Annotated in this window: 16 protein-coding genes; 10 read left to right on the top strand and 6 right to left on the bottom strand. The window is 64.4% G+C overall.

What is annotated here, in order from left to right:
* Positions 1–213 precede the first annotated feature (213 nt).
* The 3 genes from ACFEMD_RS05655 to ACFEMD_RS05645 all read left to right on the top strand — a co-directional run bounded on the left by ACFEMD_RS05655 (position 214) and on the right by ACFEMD_RS05645 (position 5,867).
* On the top strand, positions 214–2,763 hold the full coding sequence (locus tag ACFEMD_RS05655; RefSeq protein WP_394739985.1) for a GcvT family protein: 2,550 nt from the start codon (positions 214–216) through the stop codon (positions 2,761–2,763).
* A 17-nt stretch (positions 2,764–2,780) separates the two neighbouring features.
* The gene (gene ilvA / locus ACFEMD_RS05650; RefSeq protein ID WP_394739984.1) at positions 2,781–4,028 is read left to right on the top strand and encodes a threonine ammonia-lyase; all 1,248 of its coding nucleotides are present in this window, start codon (positions 2,781–2,783) and stop codon (positions 4,026–4,028) included.
* 198 nt (positions 4,029–4,226) lie between these two features.
* The gene (locus ACFEMD_RS05645) at positions 4,227–5,867 is read left to right on the top strand and encodes a BCCT family transporter (RefSeq protein WP_394739983.1); all 1,641 of its coding nucleotides are present in this window, start codon (positions 4,227–4,229) and stop codon (positions 5,865–5,867) included.
* A gap of 205 nt (positions 5,868–6,072) precedes the next feature.
* On the opposite strand, the gene ACFEMD_RS05640 is transcribed toward ACFEMD_RS05645, so the two are convergent.
* Positions 6,073–7,323, bottom strand: coding sequence for a serine hydroxymethyltransferase (locus ACFEMD_RS05640; protein ID WP_394739981.1), 1,251 nt, complete (start codon positions 7,321–7,323; stop codon positions 6,073–6,075).
* Between the two features lie 163 nt (positions 7,324–7,486).
* Positions 7,487–8,464, bottom strand: coding sequence for a formyltetrahydrofolate deformylase (locus ACFEMD_RS05635; protein WP_394739980.1), 978 nt, complete (start codon positions 8,462–8,464; stop codon positions 7,487–7,489).
* Between the two features lie 519 nt (positions 8,465–8,983).
* Here ACFEMD_RS05635 and ACFEMD_RS05630 point away from each other — a divergent pair.
* The gene (locus tag ACFEMD_RS05630) at positions 8,984–9,184 is read left to right on the top strand and encodes a hypothetical protein (RefSeq protein ID WP_394739979.1); all 201 of its coding nucleotides are present in this window, start codon (positions 8,984–8,986) and stop codon (positions 9,182–9,184) included.
* 157 nt (positions 9,185–9,341) lie between these two features.
* Here the strand turns inward: ACFEMD_RS05630 and ACFEMD_RS05625 are convergent, their stop codons facing one another.
* Positions 9,342–9,512, bottom strand: coding sequence for a hypothetical protein (locus ACFEMD_RS05625; RefSeq protein ID WP_394739978.1), 171 nt, complete (start codon positions 9,510–9,512; stop codon positions 9,342–9,344).
* 442 nt (positions 9,513–9,954) lie between these two features.
* On the opposite strand from ACFEMD_RS05625, the gene ACFEMD_RS05620 reads away from it, so the two are divergent.
* Positions 9,955–11,184: an RNA-guided endonuclease InsQ/TnpB family protein gene (locus ACFEMD_RS05620; protein WP_394739977.1), complete on the top strand. Its 1,230-nt coding sequence runs from the start codon at positions 9,955–9,957 to the stop codon at positions 11,182–11,184.
* 334 nt (positions 11,185–11,518) lie between these two features.
* Positions 11,519–12,172: a class I SAM-dependent methyltransferase gene (locus ACFEMD_RS05610; protein WP_394739976.1), complete on the top strand. Its 654-nt coding sequence runs from the start codon at positions 11,519–11,521 to the stop codon at positions 12,170–12,172.
* A 667-nt stretch (positions 12,173–12,839) separates the two neighbouring features.
* Here ACFEMD_RS05610 and ACFEMD_RS05605 read toward each other — a convergent pair.
* On the bottom strand, positions 12,840–13,421 hold the full coding sequence (locus tag ACFEMD_RS05605; RefSeq protein WP_394739975.1) for a hypothetical protein: 582 nt from the start codon (positions 13,419–13,421) through the stop codon (positions 12,840–12,842).
* A 357-nt stretch (positions 13,422–13,778) separates the two neighbouring features.
* Between ACFEMD_RS05605 and ACFEMD_RS05600 the strand changes: the two genes are divergently transcribed.
* The 4 genes from ACFEMD_RS05600 (at position 13,779) to ACFEMD_RS05585 (ending at position 18,659) form a co-directional block, all read left to right on the top strand.
* A complete protein-coding gene (locus tag ACFEMD_RS05600; RefSeq protein ID WP_394739974.1) occupies positions 13,779–15,251 on the top strand; it encodes a sugar transferase in 1,473 nt (490 codons plus the stop codon).
* Entirely contained in the window at positions 15,251–16,183 is a 933-nt protein-coding gene (locus ACFEMD_RS05595) for an SDR family oxidoreductase (protein ID WP_394739973.1), read from the top strand. Before ACFEMD_RS05600 ends, ACFEMD_RS05595 begins: the two co-directional genes overlap by 1 nt.
* Before the next feature lie 45 nt (positions 16,184–16,228).
* On the top strand, positions 16,229–17,326 hold the full coding sequence (locus ACFEMD_RS05590; RefSeq protein ID WP_394740498.1) for a glycosyltransferase family 4 protein: 1,098 nt from the start codon (positions 16,229–16,231) through the stop codon (positions 17,324–17,326).
* A gap of 118 nt (positions 17,327–17,444) precedes the next feature.
* The gene (locus ACFEMD_RS05585; RefSeq protein WP_394739972.1) at positions 17,445–18,659 is read left to right on the top strand and encodes an MFS transporter; all 1,215 of its coding nucleotides are present in this window, start codon (positions 17,445–17,447) and stop codon (positions 18,657–18,659) included.
* A 162-nt stretch (positions 18,660–18,821) separates the two neighbouring features.
* On the opposite strand, the gene ACFEMD_RS05580 is transcribed toward ACFEMD_RS05585, so the two are convergent.
* Complete coding sequence (locus tag ACFEMD_RS05580; protein WP_394739971.1) at positions 18,822–19,565, bottom strand: AAA family ATPase; 744 nt, start codon at positions 19,563–19,565, stop codon at positions 18,822–18,824.
* A 46-nt stretch (positions 19,566–19,611) separates the two neighbouring features.
* Positions 19,612–20,709, bottom strand: a complete 1,098-nt coding sequence (locus tag ACFEMD_RS05575; RefSeq protein WP_394739970.1) for a glycosyltransferase — start codon at positions 20,707–20,709, stop codon at positions 19,612–19,614.
* Positions 20,710–20,732: the final 23 nt, after the last annotated feature.

The raw sequence follows: 20,732 nt of genomic DNA, 5'->3' as shown, positions 1-20,732 counted from the left end.
GTTCCGGTTTCGCTACCGTAGTCACGGTCGTCGAACGGCGTCCTCGAGCGACTAACCTCGGGACGCAATACGTGTCTGGATGATGACTGTTTGTGGACTGTCGATCAACACTGTCCCTTCGTCGACGGAGTGGGCCCGCAGTACCCGGATTGCAGACCGCGTCCGCCCTCTCACCGATGCACTTATGATACCCACTGTACCACGGTGTGGTATATGAGCACAGACAGCCCGCCCTCGAGCGCCGGGACGGTGATCATCGGTGCCGGGGCGGTCGGGTGCAGCGTGGCGTACCACCTGACCGAACTCGGCGCCGACGACGTCGTCGTCCTCGACAAGGGACCGCTGCCGGTGACCGGCGGCTCCTCGACCCACGCGCCGGGGATCATGTTCCAGACCTCCCCGTCGAAACTCCAGACGAAGACGGCCCACTACACGACTCGACTGCTGAAGGAAGCCGGCGTCTACAACGAGACCGGTGGAATCGAGCTCGCCCGCTCCGAGGAGCGCATGGACTTCCTGCAGCGCCGCGTCGAGTGGGCGAAATCGTACGGGCTCCCCGAGCCGGAGCTGCTCGAGCCCGCGGAGGTAACCGACTACCTGCCGCTGGTCGACGAGGAGGAGATCCTCGGCGGCTACTACTCGCCGACCGACGGCCAGGTCGCCGGCACCGACGCGCTCCAGTGGTACCTCGAGACGACGCCGGCGTCGTTTTTCGGCCACACCGAGGTGACCGACATCGAGGTCGACAGCGGGGAGGTACAGGCGGTCGTCACCGACCGCGGGCGCATCGAGTGTGACCGTTGCGTGCTGGCGACGAACAACTGGGCCTACCAGACCGGACAACTCGCCGGCGTCGACCTACCGATCGCCCCGGTCGAACACCAGTACGTCGTCACCGAACCCCTCGAGGAGCTGCGAGGCAACGAACGGGCCGACGACGCCGTCACCGGGCTCGAGATCCCGGGCGATCGAGAGATCACCGAGTCGATGGCCCAGCCGCCGGACCGCCCGGTCGGCCGGGACCAGGACAACTCGCTGTACTTCCGGACCCACGGCGAGGGGTACGGGCTCGGCTCGTACAACCACGAGCAGCTCGTGGTCGACCCCGACGAGATGGGGTCGAACTCCGAGGAGAGCCAGGCGTCGGTCCACAGCTTCACGGAGAAACACTGGACGAAGGCGACCCACCCCGACCGCGAGAAGTCGCCGAAGCAGGCGTTCGACGAGCTGCTGCCCGCGACCAAAGGTAGAGAGTTCGACGCCACCGAGAACGGAATCTTCGTCTACACGCCGGACGGGATGCCCGTCCTGGGGGAGACCGCCCAGGTCGACGACCTCTGGACCGGGCTCGCGATCTGGTGGACCCACTCGGGCGGCTACGGCAAGATCCTTGCCGAATGGATGGAGAACGGCGTTCCACGACTCCCCTCCGGCCCCGTCGACACGAGCGGGATCCACGTCAACCGGTTCGAGCCCCACGCGGGTAACAAGCAGTACTTCATGGACCGGGGCGGGATGCGCTACCAGCAGGTCTACAGCATCGTCGAACCCCGCTGGCAACCGGCCGACCGCCGCGGGCTCCGGACGAGTCCGTTCTATCACCGCCAGCAGGAGCTGGACGCGGAGTTCTACCAGAGCGGCGGCTGGGAAGTTCCCCAGTGGTACGAATCCAACACCGACCTCGTCTCGAAGTACGAGGACCGCATCCCCGACCAGGACGGCTGGCAGGGGGTCAACCGCTCCCCGATCGAGGGCGCCGAGCACCTCCACACCCGCGAGAAGGTGTCGATGTTCGATATGACGACGTTCAGCTCGATCGTGGTCGAGGGCAGCGGCGCCGGCGCGTTCCTCCAGCGGGTCTGTAGCAACGATATGGACCTCTCGATCGGCCAGGTCCGTTACACCACGATGCTGAACGAGGGCGGGACCGTCCTCGCGGACCTCACCGTCGCTCGCCTCGACGACGAGGAGTACGTGGTGACCACCGGCGGGGGGAACTCGCCGGGGATCCACGGCTCCTGGCTCGAGAGCCACGCCCCCGAGTCGGTCTCGGTCACGGTCGAGGAGTCCGCGAGGAGCACGATCGGTCTCTGGGGGCCGAACGCGCGACTCCTCCTCCAGCGGGCGACCGACGCGGACCTCTCGAACGACGACTTTTCCTACTTCAGCGGGAAGCGAATCTACGTCGGCGACGTCCCCGTCATCGCCCTGCGGCTCTCCTACGTCGGCGAACTCGGCTGGGAGCTGTGGGCGCCGACGGAGTACGCGGGGAAGCTGTGGGACACCCTCTGGGAAGCCGGCCAGGATCTGGGCGTCCGACCGATGGGCGCCGGGGCGGTCGAGTCGATGCGCCTCGAGAAGGGGTTCCGGCTGTGGGGGACCGACGTCGATACCGACGTCAACCCCTACGAGGCCGGGCTCCCGTTCGCGGTCGACCTCGACACCGAGTTCGTCGGCAAGGAGGCGCTCGTCGAGGCGAAAGACGAGGGGATCGACAACCGGGTCGCCCCCCTCACTCTCGACGACTCGAGCGACGTGATGTTGAGCGGCCGTCCGGTCTACAAAGACGGTACCGCCGTCGGCTACGTCCAGGCCGGCGACTACGGCTACAGCATCGGCGAGTCGATCGCGTACACCTACCTGCCGAGCGAGTACGCCGAGACGGGCACGTCGGTCCGAATCGAGTGCGAGGGACGGAGCTACGACGCGACGGTTCGGGACGAGCCGCTGTTCGACCCCGGCCGCGATAAAATAATCCGATAGGCCGTCGAGAGCAGACCATGAACGAATCACGAAAACGCGAACCCGAAATCCAGTACGAGGACATCGAGCGAGCACGCGAGCGACTGACCGACGAAACGGTCGTCAAGCGCACGCCGATCGAGCGCTCCACGTCCCTCGAGGAGCTGGTCGACGCGGAGGTCTACCTGAAGATGGAACACCTCCAGTGGACCGGCTCGTTCAAGACTCGCGGGGCGTACAACCGGATCAGCCAGGCCGTCGCCGACGGCGCCGACGAGTTCGTCGCCGCGAGCGCCGGCAACCACGCACAGGGCGTCGCGCTGGCCGCGACCAGGTGTGACGCGGACTCGACGATCGTCATGCCGAGACACGCGCCCCAGGCGAAGATCGACGCGACTCGGAGCTACGGCGCGACGGTCGAACTCGTCGGCCAGGACTTCCAGGAGGCGATGGCCCACGCGAAGGAGTACGCCAGCGAGGACGACGAGGTCGAGTTCGTCCACGCCTACGACGATCCCGCGATCGTCGCGGGACAGGGAACGCTGGGAATCGAGATGCACGAGGACCTTCCCGAGGTCGACACCGTCGTCGTCCCGATCGGCGGCGGCGGGTTGATAAGCGGCATCTCCACGGCGTTCGACCACCTCTCCCCCGAGACACGGGTCGTCGGCGTCCAGGCGACGGGTGCCGAGACCGTCCACGAGAGCCTCGACAAGGGCGTCCCGGTAACGCTCGACGACGTCGACACGATCGCCGACGGGATCGCCACCGGCGGAATATCGGAGCTGACGCTGGGGCTCATCGAGGAACACGTCGACGAGGTCGTCACCGTCACCGACTCCCAGATCGCGCGGGCGATCCTCCTCCTGCTCGAGCGAGCGAAGCAGGTCGTCGAGGGCGCGGCCGCGGCGTCGGTCGCGGCGCTGCTGGGCGACGACCTTGACGTTGCGGGCGAGACCGTCATGCCGCTGCTGTGTGGCGGCAATCTCGACATGACGATGCTGCAGACGGTGTTGATCCACGCGCTCACCGGCCGGGGCCAGATCCTGCGCCTGCGCGTGAAGATCGACGACATGCCGGGGAAGATGACCGAGCTCTCGGGGATCATCGCCCACCATGGGGCGAACATCCAGACGGTCCGCCACGACCGCGCGGTCGAATCGCTGAACGTGGGCGAGGCCTACCTCGTCTTCCAGATCGAGACGAGCGGGATCGAACACGCCGCCGCGATCATCGACAGCATCGAAGCGGAGGGGTACGACGTTGAGGACGTCAACCGCGAGTAAGCGGAGACGCCCTCACACCGACCGCGATTTGCGAACGCTACGGGCGACGGTAGCGGGCGCCCGTCGAACCAAGTGAGAGTGAGGTAATAACAAGCATGATACGCCAACGTACCGAGCGAACGAGACGACGCATCGAACGACGAACCGAGCGAGCGGGCCGAAACCCGGATCGACCCGGGGACAGAAGGGTGAGAGCGCGTGGCCGGCTCTGAGTCGACCGGGCCGCTGGCGCGATTCGCCGAGGAGCTCGACGTCGCCGTCTTCACCGTCGGCTTCGTCATCGCGGCCGTATCGGTGTTGGCGTTCGTGATTCGGCCCGAGGCCGCGTCGAGCCTGATGGCCGACGCGAACGACGTTCTGTGGACCGCCGCCGGCTGGTGGTACCTGGTCGCGATGTTTATCCTCGTCGCGTTCGTCGGCTTCCTCATCTTCGGGCCGTGGGGGAACATCAAACTCGGCGACGACGACGAACGGCCGGAGTTTGCCTTCCCGGCGTACTTCGCGATGCTGTACTCCGCCGGAATCGCTGCCGGAATCGTATTCTGGGGGCCCGCCGAGGCGATCTTCCACTACGACGCAGTGTCGCCGTTCGTCGACGCCGAGTCCCAGTCCTCCGGCGCCGCGGTCAGCGCGATCCAGTACACCTTCTTCCACTGGGGCGTCTCCGCGTGGACCGCCTACGTCGTCATGGCGCTGCCGATCGCGTACTTCGCGTATCGGTACGACGCGCCGCTTCGGATCTCGACGGTGATCGCACCGTGGGTCGGCCTCGAGAACCTCGACAGCCCGTTCGCGAAGTCGATCGACATCCTCGCGGTGTTCGCCACGATCGGCGGCGTCGCGACGACGCTCGGGCTGGTCGGAAGCCAGTTCCTCGTCGGCATCGAGTGGACCACCGGCGCCAGCGTCGGCGACGCGGGTACCGTGGTGGTGATAACCAGTCTCACGGTCGCGTTCACGATCTCCGTCGCGCTCGGGGTCCGAAAGGGGATCCGACGGCTCTCCTACTTCAACATGGGGCTGTTCGCGCTCGTGACCGTCGCGACGTTCCTGCTCGGACCCACGACCCAGATCATGTCGATGGGGACCCAGGCGCTCGGCGCCTACATCAACCAGTTCATCACGATGAGCTTCTACACCGGATCCGGCGCCACGGGAGGTGCGGGCGTCGCCGAGTGGGTCGGCGACTGGACGATCTTCTACTGGGCCTGGTGGTTCTCCTGGACGCCGTTCGTCGGCCTCTTCATCGCGCGGATCTCACGAGGCCGAACGGTTCGGCAGGTCGCCGTGACGGGCGTGATCGCCTCGACCGGCATCACGGTTCCCTGGTTCGCAACGATGGGCGGAACGGCGATCTTCCTCCAGGGGAACGACCGGGCCGACATCCTCGCTGTCGTCAGCGAACTCGGCGAGGCGGGGTCGGGCTACCCGCTGTTCGAGGCGCTCCCGCTGGGTGGCGTGTTGACCGTCCTCTTTCTGGTGCTCGTGACGACGTTCCTGATCACGTCGGCCGACTCCTCGACGCTCGCACTCGGCATGCTGACCACCGGCGGCGTCGAGGAGCCCTCGACGATCAACCGCGTCATCTGGGGCTTCCTCATCGGGGCGCTGGCCTCCCTGCTGATGGTCACTGGCGGCGTCGACGCGCTCCAGCAGGCCGCGATCATCACCGGCGGGCCGTTCTCGATCATCGCTCTGCTCGCCGTGATCTCGATGATGTCCGCGTTCGGGGCCCGCAGACCGCTGTTCCTCCGCGAGGAGGACGACGTCTCGCTCGGCTCGACCGACCTCGAGGGAGGTCGCTCGGAGCCCGAGACAGCCGATCCATCCGACGACTGAGGGGACTCGCTGCGCTCTTCCGGTTGCTCGGCCTCTTTTCGATTGGAAGAAATCGAACGACGTGCGGTGAGTGTTCTTGAGGGGTATCTCCAGACCGACCGCACCGACCTGTCGTCGGTCACGCTACCGACGCTGCTCGAGTCGGTCCTCGCCGTGACAGTCCGAACTCGAACCGTATCCTCGGGAGAGAAAGCGGGCCGTTGTGCTACTCGTAGATCGGATACGCCGCACAGAGTTCGTCGACCTGCGAGGCGACGCGGTCGGTAACGGCCTCGTCGTCGGGCACGTCGAGCACGTCGACGATGCAGTCGGCCACGGTCTCCATCTCCGCTTCCTCGAGTCCGCGCGTGGTGAGCGCCGGCGTGCCGACGCGGATCCCGCTGGTGACCATCGGCGATCTGGTCTCGCCGGGAACGGTGTTCTTGTTGACGATGATGCCGGCGTCGCTCAGCAGCGACTCGGCTTGCTTCCCCGTGAGATCGGGATGGGACTCGCGGAGGTCGACCAACAGGAGGTGTTTGTCGGTGCCGTCGCTGACCAGCGAGAGCCCTCGCTCGACGAAGACGTCGGCGAATCGCATCGCGTTCGCGACGACCTGTTCGGCGTACTCGTCGAACGCGTCGGTTCGAGCTTCGGCGAAGCCGACGGCCTTCCCGGCCACGTTGTGCATCAACGGGCCGCCCTGCGCACCGGGGAACACCGCCGAATCGATGTCCTCGGCGAACTCCTCGTCGCACATGACGATCCCGCCCCGACCCGCGCGGATCGTCTTGTGCGTGCTCCCGGTGACGAACTCCGCGTGCTCGACGGGCGAGGCGTGGACGCCGGCCGCGACGAGTCCGGTTACGTGAGCGATGTCCGCTAAGTGGAGGGCGTCGACGGCGTCGGCGATCTCCGCGATTCGCTCGTAGTCGAACTCGCGGGGGTAGGCCGACGAGCCGCTGACGATCAGCTCCGGATCGGTCTCCCGGGCCCGTCGCTCGAGGTCGTCGTAGTCGATGTAGCCGGTGTCGGGATCGACCTCGTACTGGTCGACGTCGTAGAGCTGCCCGGAGAAGTTGACGCTGTGGCCGTGGCTCAGGTGGCCGCCGTGGGACAGCGACAGCGAGAGGATGCTGTCGCCGGGCTCGAGGACGGCGAAGTAGACGCTCATGTTCGCCTGGGTCCCGCTGTGGGGCTGGACGTTGACGTGGTCCGCGCCGAAGAGTGCTTTCGCCGACTCGATCGCGTCCTCCTCGACCGTGTCGACGTGCTGGCAGCCGCCGTAGTACCGGCCGCCGGGGTAGCCCTCGGCGTACTTGTTCGTCAGCGCGCTGCCCTGGGCCTCGAGGACGGCCTCCGAGACGTGATTTTCCGAGGCGATCATGCCGAGCGTCGACTCCTGTCGGTCGCGTTCGCGATCGATGGCCGTCGCTACGCTCGGCGAGATGCTGTCGAGTGGCTGGTCGAACGCCATACTACGAGTAGCGAGAACCCGGAGTAAGTATCTTGCGAGCGTGAGTGTTCAAACACAATACGTAAGATAGATGATCGTGCGTGGTACGAACGAGGACGAAAGTGGACGACTCTCGAGTGAGGTCGACGAACGCAGATCGCGGAACGAAAGAACGTAATCGACGTCAGTCGTCGGCAACGGCCGTCCCCTCGCGGTCGTCGGCGACGAGCGACTCGCGCTCGTCGACCGGGGCCTCGGGGTTGGCCCGATCCAGCGCTGCGGGTGCGCCGAGCTGAGTCGCATCCCGGTCCGGTTTCTCGACCATGGCCCGACCGTCACCGATGACGAGTTCGTCCTCAAGGTGGAGCTCGATCGCCTCGAGCAGGGCCTCGGCCTCGAGGGGCTGGCCGAGCGCCTTGAGGTCGGCCTCGGCCGCGTCGGCGGGAACGTTGAACGCGCGCTGGGTGATGATCGGTCCCTGATCGAGATCCGTGGTCACGTAGTGGGCGGTGACGCCGGCGATCCGGACCCCCTTCTCGAGGGCCTGGCGGTAGGCCGCAGCGCCTGGAAACGCCGGCAGGAGACTCGGGTGGACGTTGATGATCCGATCCTCGTACCGGAAGACGACCTCCGGGGAGAGGATCTGGATGTACCTGGCCAGCGCGACGAGGTCGGTGTCGTACTCCGCGAGCAGCTCCAGGAGCTCGTCCTCGTCGGGCGAGCCGTTCTCGTCGCCGACGTCGTGGAACGGGACGTCGTACTCCGCGGCGAGGGGACGCAGATCGTCGTGGTTCCCGATGACGACGCCGATATCCGCATCGAGTTCGCCGTCGTCCCAGGCCTCGAGTAACGCCTCCAGGCAGTGGCTCTCCTTCGTGACCAGAACGGCGATCGACTGGTCGTCGCAACTCGAGGGAAAGCGTACCCGAACGTCGGCGTCGAACTCGTCGCCGAGTGCCTGCAGCTCCGATCGCAGGACCGACTGCGAAACGGTCATTCCGTCGGTATCGACCCGGGCGTTCACCCGGAAGGTGCCGTCGCGGACGGCCTGATCCAGCTCGAGCAGTTCGACGTCGCGATCGTAGAGCGCGGTGGTCAGCTCCGCGAGTACTCCCGACTCGTCCGTCCCGATAAGGGCGATTTCGGTGCTCTCGCGGGTCATCGCTGCCGGTTCCCTCCGCCGCCGGCATTTACTCGTTGCTGGCGCTGCAGTCGCTCCTCGCTTCGAGGGGCCTGCCTGTAGTGTGACATCTACTGACGTAGTTCCGGTTCGCCGATAATGAACGTTGGCTCTCCTGAAATCACCGAGAGAGGATGTGGTTCGGAACGCTCGTCGTTTCCGGTATCTGATAGTTTGTGAACCGATGGGAGTCATCGAGCAGGATCGGCAGGGTTTCGGTACCGACTGCGGCCGCCTCCTCCGTTCTCGAGAACAGTACTGAACCAAATAATAAACCTTTAGATATTTATTAAATAAGATAGCGCTATTAGGCTGAATAGCCTATCTCAAAGGAAAGATACAACAATAGTAGTTAAGTTTTATAAACTTGTGATCGGCCACGCGGAATGATCGACTTCGAGCCAACCGCGTTCGCGCACCGAGCGCCCTGGACCCGCCAGCGGTCTCGAGACGGAGCCGGCCACCCAGTACGCCTATAGTCGCCGTCGTCGAACGCCTGCTATGGACACGGACCGGTTGCTCGAGCTCGTCCCGCACTACCTCGCGATGCTCCTGCTGGTGTTTCTCGTGCTCGGGGTCGTGCGAACTCTCGTCGGTGACGTCGGCTTCTGGGTCGATCTCGCGATCATCTTCGTCCTCGTCTTTCTGTACCGGCCCGTCGTTCAGGTCCTCGGTATCGCTCCCAGCGCGTGGGAGGAGTGAGGCATCGGTAGCTGTCGGCGAGTGACACTCGACGGCAACCGCGGTCCGCTCGTCGAGACGGCCCCGACGCGAAACGGGCGTCGCGGCCGACCGCCGCCTGGACGAATCGGTCGACTCGTTCCGCTCGCGGGACTCTATCGGCCGACATTCGTCGCGTCTACTTGCCTTCGGACTCGGTGCGCCCGGCGCGTCTCCGGCGAACGTGGTCGACGACGAGTCGTACCGCGAGACCCACGACACATCCGTCGATAGCGGCGACGAGGCTGATCGTCGCGAACGCCAGCGTAATCAGCACCGCGAAGCCGAAGACCACCTCGAGCCGGGGCACATCGGGATCGATCCACGGGGATCGGCGTTCGCCGCGGTTTTGTATTGCGGTATACCATTTACTGCTCGATTCCTCCGAAAGATGAGACTACGAGCCGTTTGGCAGGCCTGTAGCGCGAGTTCGGACACACCAGTATAGCGACGATACGTTAGATTCCTCCGCAGCCGCTAATCATATTAACCAGAAACAGGTTCGGCGATCTCCGATACTTTCTTCAGTGTCGTCACTTAGTAAACGACTCCTCCGCGCGGGTAGAGCGGCTCTTCACCCGATTCCAGTCTCCTTCTTCAACAGCGTGAGCGTATTCTCCGCCGTTATACGATATACAGGAGAAAACCCACGGCTTTAGCCGTGGGATGAATCCGTCACTGCTGAATCAAACCACGCTCCAGCAGCAGCCCGACTCCCAACCAATAAGTATCTCACTCCCTACATATAACATATGGAGGTGCGGCGTACCGTCCCCGTTGTACTCGACGTGGACAGCGCCGACGCCGTACTCCTCGAAGATACCGTAGACACCTTCCTGTGGTGCGCCCAGTACGTCGTAGACTACGCTTTCAAAGGTGAGTACGTTACCACCAGCAAAACCACGCTGGACGACGAAACCTATGACAATGTGCGAGAGAAAACCGACGATTTCAACGGTGGGCTGGTGCAAGCCGCTCGGAACAAAGCAGCGGAAGCCTGCAAAAGTGTCGTCGCACGATGGAAACAGGGCAAGAAAGCGTCCAAACCCGAGTTCACCAGCCCACACGTCGTCTACGATCATCGCACCGCCACATTCCACGACGACTACGTAAGCCTCGCTACCACAGACGGTCGAATCGAAACCGACTACCTCCTACCCGACGAGGATAGTGACACACCGCATTCGGAGTACCTGTTTTCAGACGAGTATGAAACGACGGGTGCGGAACTACACTACAGTGACGGCAACTGGATTCTTCACGTCCACTGCAAGAAGGAAGTGGAGTCTGACACGTCGGAACAGGCAGCTACCGAGAACAGAACGGTTCTCGGGGTTGACCTCGGCGTGAACAACCTTGCCGTCGCCTCGACGGGCACGTTCTGGACGGGTGATGAGTTCGACCACTGGCGGCGCGAGTACGAGAAGCGTCGTGGCTCGCTCCAACAATGCGGGACGCGCTGGGCGCACGAGAACATACAGTCCGTCGGTCGGAAGGAAGAAGGTCGGTTCAAATTGATGATGCACCGAATAGCCAATGACCTCGTTTCGGAAGCTCGTAAGAACGAGTGTACAGTCATCGCGTTCGAGGATTTGACCGACATTCGTAAACGGACTGGCGCGTCGTGGGGTCACAAGTGGGCCTTCGACCGCTTGTACGAGTACGTCGAGTACAAAGCCGAAGAATACGACATCGACGTGGAGCAGGTTGACCCCGAGAACACGTCGCGCCGTTGCTCTCACTGTGGTTTCACGCACCCTGACAACCGCAACGGCGAGAAGTTCGAATGTCTGAAGTGCGGGTACGAGAATCACGCGGATTACAACGCCGCGAAAAACATCGGCTTACGGCATCTCCGTCGGAACCAAACTGGGTCTGGCGGAGGCGCACCCTTGGGCGTGCGCTTGAACAGCGGGATGATGAACGTGAATGGAGGCTATTCTCCTGCCGAGGTCGTTCGAGACGGCGAAGCCGCCTCGTGATGACGAGAGGCCTTCGGTCTCTCGAACCAAATCGGCCAGAACGGGAGTCCACGCTGAATCCCACGACTTTAGTCGTGGGTAGCTCAAGAGTGGTGTCTGTTCGTACTCGCCGTCTTTCGTGCCGAGAATTTCCTCCTCGTGACCAGTCCGATCGCCTGTGAACGGCTCTGCCTCTGTCGTATCGATCGCAACGAGTCCAGCCCGGTCGAACGCATCCGTCTCCGATACTCGATCAATGAGCCGCTGTACGCCCCATGACACATCTCACGAATCGAGTATCGAACTTGCTCATTCAACGGCCACGGATATCCACCAACGGGTGAATGTTCTTCATATGTCAGATAATGAGATAACGCACCCACTTTTCGCTGCAGTGTATGATACGGCGATGCCCGAGGAGACGATGCTCGAGCCACATCGCCGATATCTCGTTCGCAATCTTAGTGGCGACGTCCTCGATCTTGGAGCGGGCACTGGAACCATGTTTTCCTATTTCGAGGACGCAACAGATCGTTCCAATGCGACCTTTTGTGCGATCGAGCCGGATCCGCACATGCTGAAACAGGCCAAAAAGAAGGCTGAACCTCTCGATCTAGACATCAAGCTCGAAAAAGCCAGAGCTGAGTCGCTTCCCTACGAGGATGACTCGTTCGACACTGTCATCGCAGGGATCGTGTTCTGTACGATTCAGGACGTCGGTGCTGCCCTCGACGAAGTTGCTCGAGTCCTTCGACCGGGCGGTGAGTTTCGGTTTCTCGAACACGTCCACGACGATGGTCTCCAGGGGAAGGTTCAGAGCGCAATCAATCCCGCCTGGAAGCGAGCGATCGGTGGGTGTCAACTGACGAGAGACACGGTCGCGGCGTTTGCTGGTCACGACGCGTTTGATGCCGTCGAAATTGAAGAGGTAGGAATCGGTGTTCCGCCACTCAAACCCTTCGTTCGGGGACAGCTCCGTCGGCGCTCGCCGGCGCATTTTTGGGAGTGATAACGGAGCTCATCTACTGTCAAACTTCGTCGATCGGAGTTAGGAAATCTTCCCCTGTTACAAACCATAGTGCATACCTCGTTTTTAGGCGGAGGTCAAGCGGTAGGCATAGTAAGCCAATCTACGAGTCCCACCATTACTGGATTTCCCATGCTTCATCGGAGTACTATGACGCCGACGAACCATAGTGTACAACACGGATGAAGACCACACGCACGCGACCTACAACCTCAATTACCACTCCAAGCCGTCAACGTCAATTACCACCCCAAGCCGTCAACGAATCGTGCAGCGAGTCCTTCGCACACCAGAAATTTTCGATTCCTGGGGACGATGCTCCCCAGCAAAAGCCGCTTGGAACGTATGCGTCTTGAAACTACAGGGTCACGACCGGCCTGAAATCCCGTGGCGGGATTCCCGCGGTAACGAGACGCGACGCGTCTCGTTCGCACACCAGAACGCGAAGCGTTCTGGGGACGTCTTCAGGCTCGGGAGGAGGTCAATTGCTGTGTGCCGAGCGTATCGTCTCGGCGACTCGTGCCACAGTGTGGAGTGAGCACTTCTCCGTGCCGGCTATTCCAGTGAGGGCCTCTGAAACGAAGCGGCGAGAGAGATGCATATCGTATGCATTGGACGACGCAGTCTCAGCTTCTGCTTCCTCGGAAGCTTAGTCCATCGATCCAGTCTCGATGATACGATCGAGGAGTTCGTCCTCCGAGAGTTCGTCCGCTTCGTAGGCTTCGAGCCACTCGGATTCGATGTAGAAGTCGGCGAGGCCCGTCCCGCCGTGCTCGACGTCCCACTCGACGGTCGAGACGGTGCCGGTAAACTCGTCGACGTCGTCGATGGCCCCGACGAACGCCCGACCGGCGTCCTCGAGGTCGTCCTCGAGCGCCTCCTGGTCGAGGGTGTGTGCCTCCATCCGAACGGTAACCGTCTCGCCGTCGCGGGTCACCTCCTCGAGCGAGACCTCGTCACTGTCGACGGTAAACGAGTCGCCTTCGAATCCGGGAATCCGGTCCTCGACTGGGTCGTCGTTCTCGTCCTCATCCTCATCGTCTTCGCCGTCCTCCCCGGGAAGCTCGTCGGCCGGTGTGTCGTCGGCGTCGTCGTTCTCGTCCTCGAGTGTGTCGTCCATCTCGTCGGCGTCGTCCGGTTCGTCCGGCTCCTCTCCGTCCGCGCTTCCGCACCCGGCTATCGTCGTCGTGAGTGCGGCGCCGGCTCCGAGAAGAATTTTCCGTCGATTCATGGTGTCCCCTTCGTTCGAGGAGCTGGTTAGTAATAGTCACATAACCGAGAAACGGGACGTTGTGGACGCCGAAACTGTCCGTGACCCGCCGGCTCAGGTCGCGTTCGTTGTGGCGAACTTTGATGGGAGGGCGATAGCCGTCGGTTAGTTATCCGTTCCGCTGTCCGCGACCGGATCCCGAAAATTCTGGATCGCTTGCCGTCCCGTCAGCCGGCGACGATCGACCGTTAGATCTGTCATAACCGTCTGATAGGTAGCAACGGATTACTATTAGTCGATTATCCTGAAATAGTCGTATACTAACCTTACACCGTCTCACAAGCTTTAATACGGCGTCTGAGGGAGAGAATATGTTGAATGTTACTACGCTGGGGATATCGCGGCGCCGCAGCCACAGGGACGCTGCTGCTCGCACTCGCGGCGGGGTTCGTCGCGGGTATCCTCACCGGTGTGCCGACGACGCTCGGGGAGAGCCTTCTCGCCGCGGCACTCGTCGGTGGGGTCGTCAGCGTCGCGTTGACCCCGCTGTACGTCTCCCGACCACGCTCGGTAACGACGGTGCTTTCTGAGAGCTGGCGACAGATCGGTATCGCCTGCCTCGTTCTCATCGCCCTCGCGGTCACTGGCGTTCCTCTCGCTCCCGCGGTTTCGACGACGCTCGTCTCCGGTACCATCCTCGCACTCGCGCTTCCTGCCTGGTACGCACACTGTCGTCGTCGTGACCGCCCCGAGCGCGTCCTGATCGTCGGCGACGAGCCCACGCTGATCAAATCCTCGGTCCTCTCGCTTCCCGTTTCGCCCCTCGGCTTCCTCTCACCGGTACTGACCGAGCAGTCGATCGAGATGTCGTATCCCGGCGACTCGGTACCGGATCGACGTCCCGACGACGAACAGGTTCTTAGAACCGACGGCGGCCTCCGGACGGATGCCCAGCTCAACCGACTCGAGCTGATCGCCGGAACCAAGCGCCTCGGCGGGCTTTCGCGACTCGAGCGAGTCGTCCGGGAGCGCGACGTCGACACCGTCGTGCTCGCGTTCGCTCACGGCGACCGCGAGGAGTGTTTCGGCGTCCTGCGGACGTGCCGGGAACAGGGTGTCGACGCGCTCGTCCACGACTCGCTCGCCGACCGTGTCCTCGAGGACGAATCCGTCGGCGACGCGTTGGTGCGCGTCGACACCCAGCCGTGGCCGTGGTACGGACGGCTAACGAAGCGAGCGTTCGATCTGACCTTCGCAACGGTGGGACTGCTCGTACTGGCGCCGATAATTCTGCTCGTCGCGGTGGCGGTCAAGCTCGACTCTCCCGGTCCCGTCCTCTACAACCAGGTCAGAACGTCGACGCTGGGGCGGACGTTCACCCTCTCGAAGTTCCGGAGTATGGTCACCGACGCCGAAAGCGACGGTGCCAAGTTGAGCGACGAGGACGCCGGCGGCGTCGATCCCCGCGTCACCGGGGTCGGTCGAGTCCTCCGGAAGACTCACCTCGACGAGATCCCACAGCTGTTTTCGATTCTCAGCGGCGAGATGAGCGTCGTCGGTCCGCGACCCGAGCGCCCCGAGATCGACCGGGAGATCGAAGCCGACGGCATCGACTGGTCGAAGCGCTGGTTCGTCAAACCGGGACTCACCGGTATTGCACAGATCAACGACGTGACGGGGTTCGAACCCGCGAAGAAACTCGAGTACGACCTCGAGTACGTGCGCCAGCAGTCGCTGTGGCTGGATATCAAACTCGTCGCCTACCAGATCTGGTCGGTCGCGGTGGACGTCGTCGAGCTGTTGTCTGAACGCTTAACTAAGGGCGGTGACGAAGAGTCGAGTAGCAGCTGATGTCAGGTCAACGACCGGAGCCGCCGACGGGAGAGACGATTCTGGTAACGGGCGGGGCGGGGTTTATCGGCAGCCATCTCGTCGACGCGCTCGCCGACGAGAACGACGTTCGCGTGCTCGATAGCCTCTCGAGTGGCCGCCGTGACCGCGTTCCGGAGGGCGTGACCCTCGTCGAGGGCGACCTCCGAGACGACGACGCCGTGGCGCGGGCGACCGACGGGATCGATCTCGTCTTCCACGAGGCGGCCCTCGTCAGCGTCGAGCGGTCGGTCGACGACCCCGTGGAGAGCCACGCGGTCAACGTCGACGGGACGCTGACGCTGCTCGAGCGGGCTCGCGCCGAGGACGCCCGGCTCGTCCTGGCCTCGAGTGCGGCGATCTACGGCCACCCCGAGTACACGCCGATCGACGAGGACCACCCGACGGAACCGAGTTCGCCGTACGGGCTGGAGAAGGCGACCGCCGACGAGTACGCGCGGCTCTACCACGAGCTATACGGCCTCGAGACCGTCAGCCTGCGATACTTCAACGTCTACGGCCCGAGACAGGTCGGCGGCGACTACAGCGCCGTCATCAGCATCTTTCTCGAGCAGGCCCGGGCCGACGAACCCATCACGATCGACGGCGACGGCGCCCAGACGCGGGACTTCGTCCACATCTCGGACGTCGTGCAGGCAAACCTGCTCGCGGCGACGACCGACGCCGTCGGCGAGTCGTTCAACGTCGGCACCGGCTCGTCGGTGACGATTCGGGAACTCGCCGAGACGATCCGCGAGGTCGTCGGCTCGAACTCGGAGATCGTTCACGGGGATCCTCGACCCGGCGACATCGAACACAGTCAGGCAGCGATTTCGAAGATCCGAACCGAACTCGGCTACGAACCCACGGTAGGCCTCGAGGAGGGGCTCTCGCGGCTCGCGGAGAACGACTGAGTGGATTCAGGAATGTCGCTCGAACTACCCGACGCGGATCGGCCGATGCGGATCCTTCGAGTGGCACAGAAGAGCTATCCCGACGTCAACGGCGGCGGCGCCTACCACGTCCACGCGATGAGCCGGGATCAGGCCGCGATGGGCCACGACGTTACGGTCCTGACGGTGCGACGCGACCCCGAACGCCCCCACTTAGAGGAGCGAGACGGGTACACCGTCGTTCGCTACGATCCGACGGTCAGCCCGCTGGGCAACGACCTCTCGGTCGGCGTCGCACGGTACCTGCGCGACGCCCGCGGGTTCGACGTCGTCCACGCCCACTCGCACCTGTACTTCTCGACGAACCTGGCGGCGCTGAAGCGTCGGCTCGGGGAGACGCCGCTGGCGATCACGAACCACGGGCTGTACTCCCAGACGGCACCCGAACGGGTGTTCGAGTGGTACCTGAAGACCGTCGGCCGGTGGACGTTCGAGCAGGCCGACGTCGCGTTCTGTTACACCGACGTCGGCGAGCGCCAGCTCCGCGAGTTCGGCGTCCGAACGCCGATCGAGGTCGTCCCGAACGGGATCGACACCGAACGGTTCCGGCCTGAGGGTCCCGAAAGCGACCTGCTCGAGTCGTCGGGTCCCGTCGTACTGTTCGTCGGCCGGCTGGTCGAGGGGAAGCGACCCCAGGACGCCCTGGCGGCCGTCGAGCGCGTGCGCGAGGCCTACCCTGACGTGACGCTGTACTTCTGCGGCGAGGGACCGCTCCGCGACCGGCTCGAGGAGCGAGCCGGCGACTGGCTGGGCAACGGCGTCGAGTTTCTGGGCCATCTCCCCTACGAGGAGATGCCCCGCGTCTACCGGTCGGCGGACGTGCTCGTCCTCCCGAGTCGGACGGAGGGCGTCCCCAGAACCGTCCTCGAGGCGATGGCCTCGGACGTTCGCGTCGTCTGCTCGGACCTCGAGCAGGTCGCGGCGGTTATCGGCAAGGGCGGGTCGGTCGCCCCCGTCGGCGACGTCGAGGCGTTCGCCGACGAGATCGAGACGCAGCTCTCGCGCTCGAGCGCGCGAAGCGACGGCGGGCTCGGATCGGCGTACGACTGGCGGTCGACCGTCGAACGGACGACGAGCGTGCTCCGGGAGATCAGCCACCAGTGACGTCCTTCCCACCCTCACTCGCTCACCGCTGGCGCGGTTCGCTCCTCGAGGGTGAGAGCGCCCGATCCCGTCCACGAGCAAACAACTAAGAGAGCGGACGATTGTCGAGTAGTAAGGCGTGCACGGAACCCGGCTCGGAAGCGTTCGGGACGTCGCGGACGAACTCTGGAGCGGCGGCCGCGGCTGGATTCTGATCGGCGTCGCCAGCGGATGGTTTCTGTCCCTGGGCGTCCGATTGATCTTTCCCGCACTCCTCCCGTCTATTCGAGAGACGTTCGAGGTCAACCTGGCACTTCTCGGGTTGCTCGTCACGGTGCTCTGGACGGCCTACGCGCTCGGACAGTTCCCCGGTGGGATCGTCGGTGACCTGTTAGGCGAGGGGAACGCGCTGGTCATCAGTACCGTCTGCTCGGGGATCGCGATCGCCGCCGTTGCCGGCGCGACGACGCCGACGATGCTGTTCGTGGCCACCGGGATCTTTGGATTTTCGACCGCGCTGTTCGGTCCCGCGCGGTTCACGATTCTCTCCGCGATCTACGAGCGGCGGGACGGCACTGCCATCGGCCTGACGCTTTCAGCCGGCGAGGCCGGCAACGCTACCCTCCCCGTCGTCGCCGGCGTCCTCGCGGGGGTGCTGTCCTGGCGGGTAGGCTTCGGTATCACAGTTCCGCTGTTTTTCCTCGTTGCGGTGCTGATCTTCTGGGCGGTCCCCGGCCGAGTCTCGGCGGCAACGGACGGCTATTCGCTGTCGGTGGCGACGTTCCGGGACGTGATCGACGGGATCGCGGATCGACTGATCCTGCTGATCACGAGCGTCCACCTCGTGCTTTTTTTCGTCTACCAGGGGTTCACCGGGTTCTATCCGATCTACCTCGTCGAAATGAAGGGGCTATCGCCGACCGCCGCCGCGGCGCTTTTCGGCTGGTTCTTCGTCGTCGGCATCGCGGTCCAACCGGCCGCCGGGGCCGGCGGTGATCGGTTCGGCTACCGGCCCATGCTACTGATCGTCGCTGCCGTTTCGACGGTCGTGTTGCTCGCGCTTCCGTTCGCCGAGACCCTCGGCTCACTCCTCCTGGTCACTACGGTCGCCAGCGTGCTCCTCGGGGCGACACCGCTCACCCAGACGTACCTCGTCAACGAACTGCCCGCGAGCGTCAAGGGGACCGGCCTCGGTCTTCTCCGAACGGGGTACATCGCACTCGGGGCAACGGGACCGCTGATCGTCGGGACGGTCGCGGAGTGGGGGTACTTCGACGGCGCCTTCCTCGGACTCGGGGTTATTGCCGGTGCTAGCCTTCTGCTGGCGATACTCCTGCCGACTGCCGGCCCGTAACCGCCGTTCGGAGCGACAGATACTGGACAGCCTATTTTCGAGCAGCCACAGCCGACCGGATTACGCGGATAACAGGAGAAATCCCACGATTTCAGTCGCGGGAGAAGTCGCTCGAGCGGGACGTAGCGCGAGTTTCACGCAGTGTGCTAAAAAATCGATTCACTAACGACTTCCGGCTCCGTGCCGTTCGCTCTCGAGGCGCTCGAGAACCGTCGCGACGGCGTCCTCGAGGTCGGCCCGCGACTCGTTGTCGACGCGGAGGAGGTCGACCGACGGCCTGCCGGCGACCGCGTCCGCGAGCGAGCGTTCGATTCGCTCCGTTCGCTCGAACGCCTCGCTGACGCCGTGACCGTCGCCCGTCGGACTGACCCGCGTGTCGCCGTCCGCGCGACTCGCGAGCCGTTCGCGGATCGTCTCGGGCGCGACGTCGACGATAACGACCAGCGCCGGTCCCGACCGCGAGAGCGCGTCGACGGCCAACTCGCACAGCGGGGCCGTTCGATCCCGTTCGGCGCCGAGGCCGACCGACCACGCGGCCTGTGCCAGTCCCTGATCGAGCACCTGCAGCTCTCCGGGCGTCCGCGACTCGAGCACGCCGGTCACGTACAGCCAGTTGAACGCCGTCTTCACCAGCGCTCGAGGGGAGGGCTGGCCGCTTTCGGCGATCGCTCGAGCGGCCGCGAGCGCCCGTCGGGGTCGGCGGAGCGTTCCGGTCGCGGCGTATCCGCTCTTGGCGAGGTACCGTCGCGCGCTCGAGACCTCGTGGGCGAGCTCGTACGTCGGCTCCGAGACCGGTCGCCCCGTCGCCGTCAGCCGCTCGGCCAGTCGGCGGGCGATCGTCGACTTTCCCGCTCCCGGGACGCCGAAGAACTCCACCGTCGCCGTGCCGTCTGCCGTCCCCGTCACGGTCTGATCGTCCCGCGTTCGACCAAAAGCGGTTCCGGTTCGATCCCTACGACGACTCGAGCAGCTCCCGGTACAGCTCGGCGTAGGCGTCGGCGGTTCGCTCGAGCGGGAACTCGGTTCGCGCGCGGTCGGACGCCCGCTCGGCGAACTCCGTCCGCAGCTCGTCGTCCGCGAGCAGCCGTCGCAGGCGGTCGGCGAATGCGGCGGGTTCGGTCGGGGTCGCGTAGGCGCCCGCCTCGCCGACGACCTCGTGCAGGACGGGAACGTCGCTGACGACGACCGGAAGCCGACAGGCCATCGCCTCGACGAGGGCGACGCAGAAGCCCTCCGACAGCGAGGGCTGGACGTAGAGGTCGCTCGCGGCGAGAATCCGGTATACCTCCTCGCGGTCGACGAACCCCGTGAACTCGACGCGCGCTCGGACCCCCAGCGACTCGGCGAGCGATTCGAGGTCCTCGCGAAGGGGGCCGTCGCCGACGATCGTCAGCCGGCTGTCGGGGTGCTCGTCGGCGAGCGACGCGAACGCCCGGAGCAGCGTCGACTGGTTCTTCGTCTCGCTCAGCCGGCCGACCGTCGTGATCCGCGTCCCCTCGGTCCCTCGAGAGCTGCGGGGCTCCGCGAGCACGCGGTCGATTCGATCGACGTCGATCCCGTTGTAGATCACCGAGCACTGCTCGCCGTCGAGCCCGAGTCGTTCGAACCAGTACAGCGACTCGAGCGTCCGTCTCGAGTTTGCAACGACCCGGTCGGCGCGCGGGAGCGTCGCGGCGTTGACCAGCACCTGCGGGAGCGAGTAGTGACGCTCGTGGTCGGCGTGTTCGGTATCGACGATCTTCGTTCCGCGAGGGGCGAGCAGTCGGGCCAGCGAGCCGACGAAGTTGTGGTGGGTGTGGAGGACATCGTAGGACCTCGTCCGCAGGACCCATCGAAGGTGGGCTATTGCGGCCGGATCGAGGCGCGAACTCGCGTTCAGCGGCACGAACCCGACGGCCGAATCCGGCGCCATCGCCGTCTCCTCGACGGCGGCGTCGTAGTAGGCGACGATCGTCACCTCGATCCCGTCGATCGCCGCCAGCGCCTCGGAGAGCTCGTAGGAGAAGGTCGTCGGTCTGACGTGCGTGAGGACGGCGAGGACGCGAACCATTGCTCGAGGGATTTCCGATCGGA

Origin of the sequence: Natronococcus roseus (assembly GCF_043677095.1) — an archaeon.
Lineage (GTDB): Archaea > Halobacteriota > Halobacteria > Halobacteriales > Natrialbaceae > Natronococcus > Natronococcus roseus.
The sequence above is the reverse complement of the archived record's forward strand: the minus strand, read 5'-3'. Positions and strand labels throughout refer to the sequence as shown.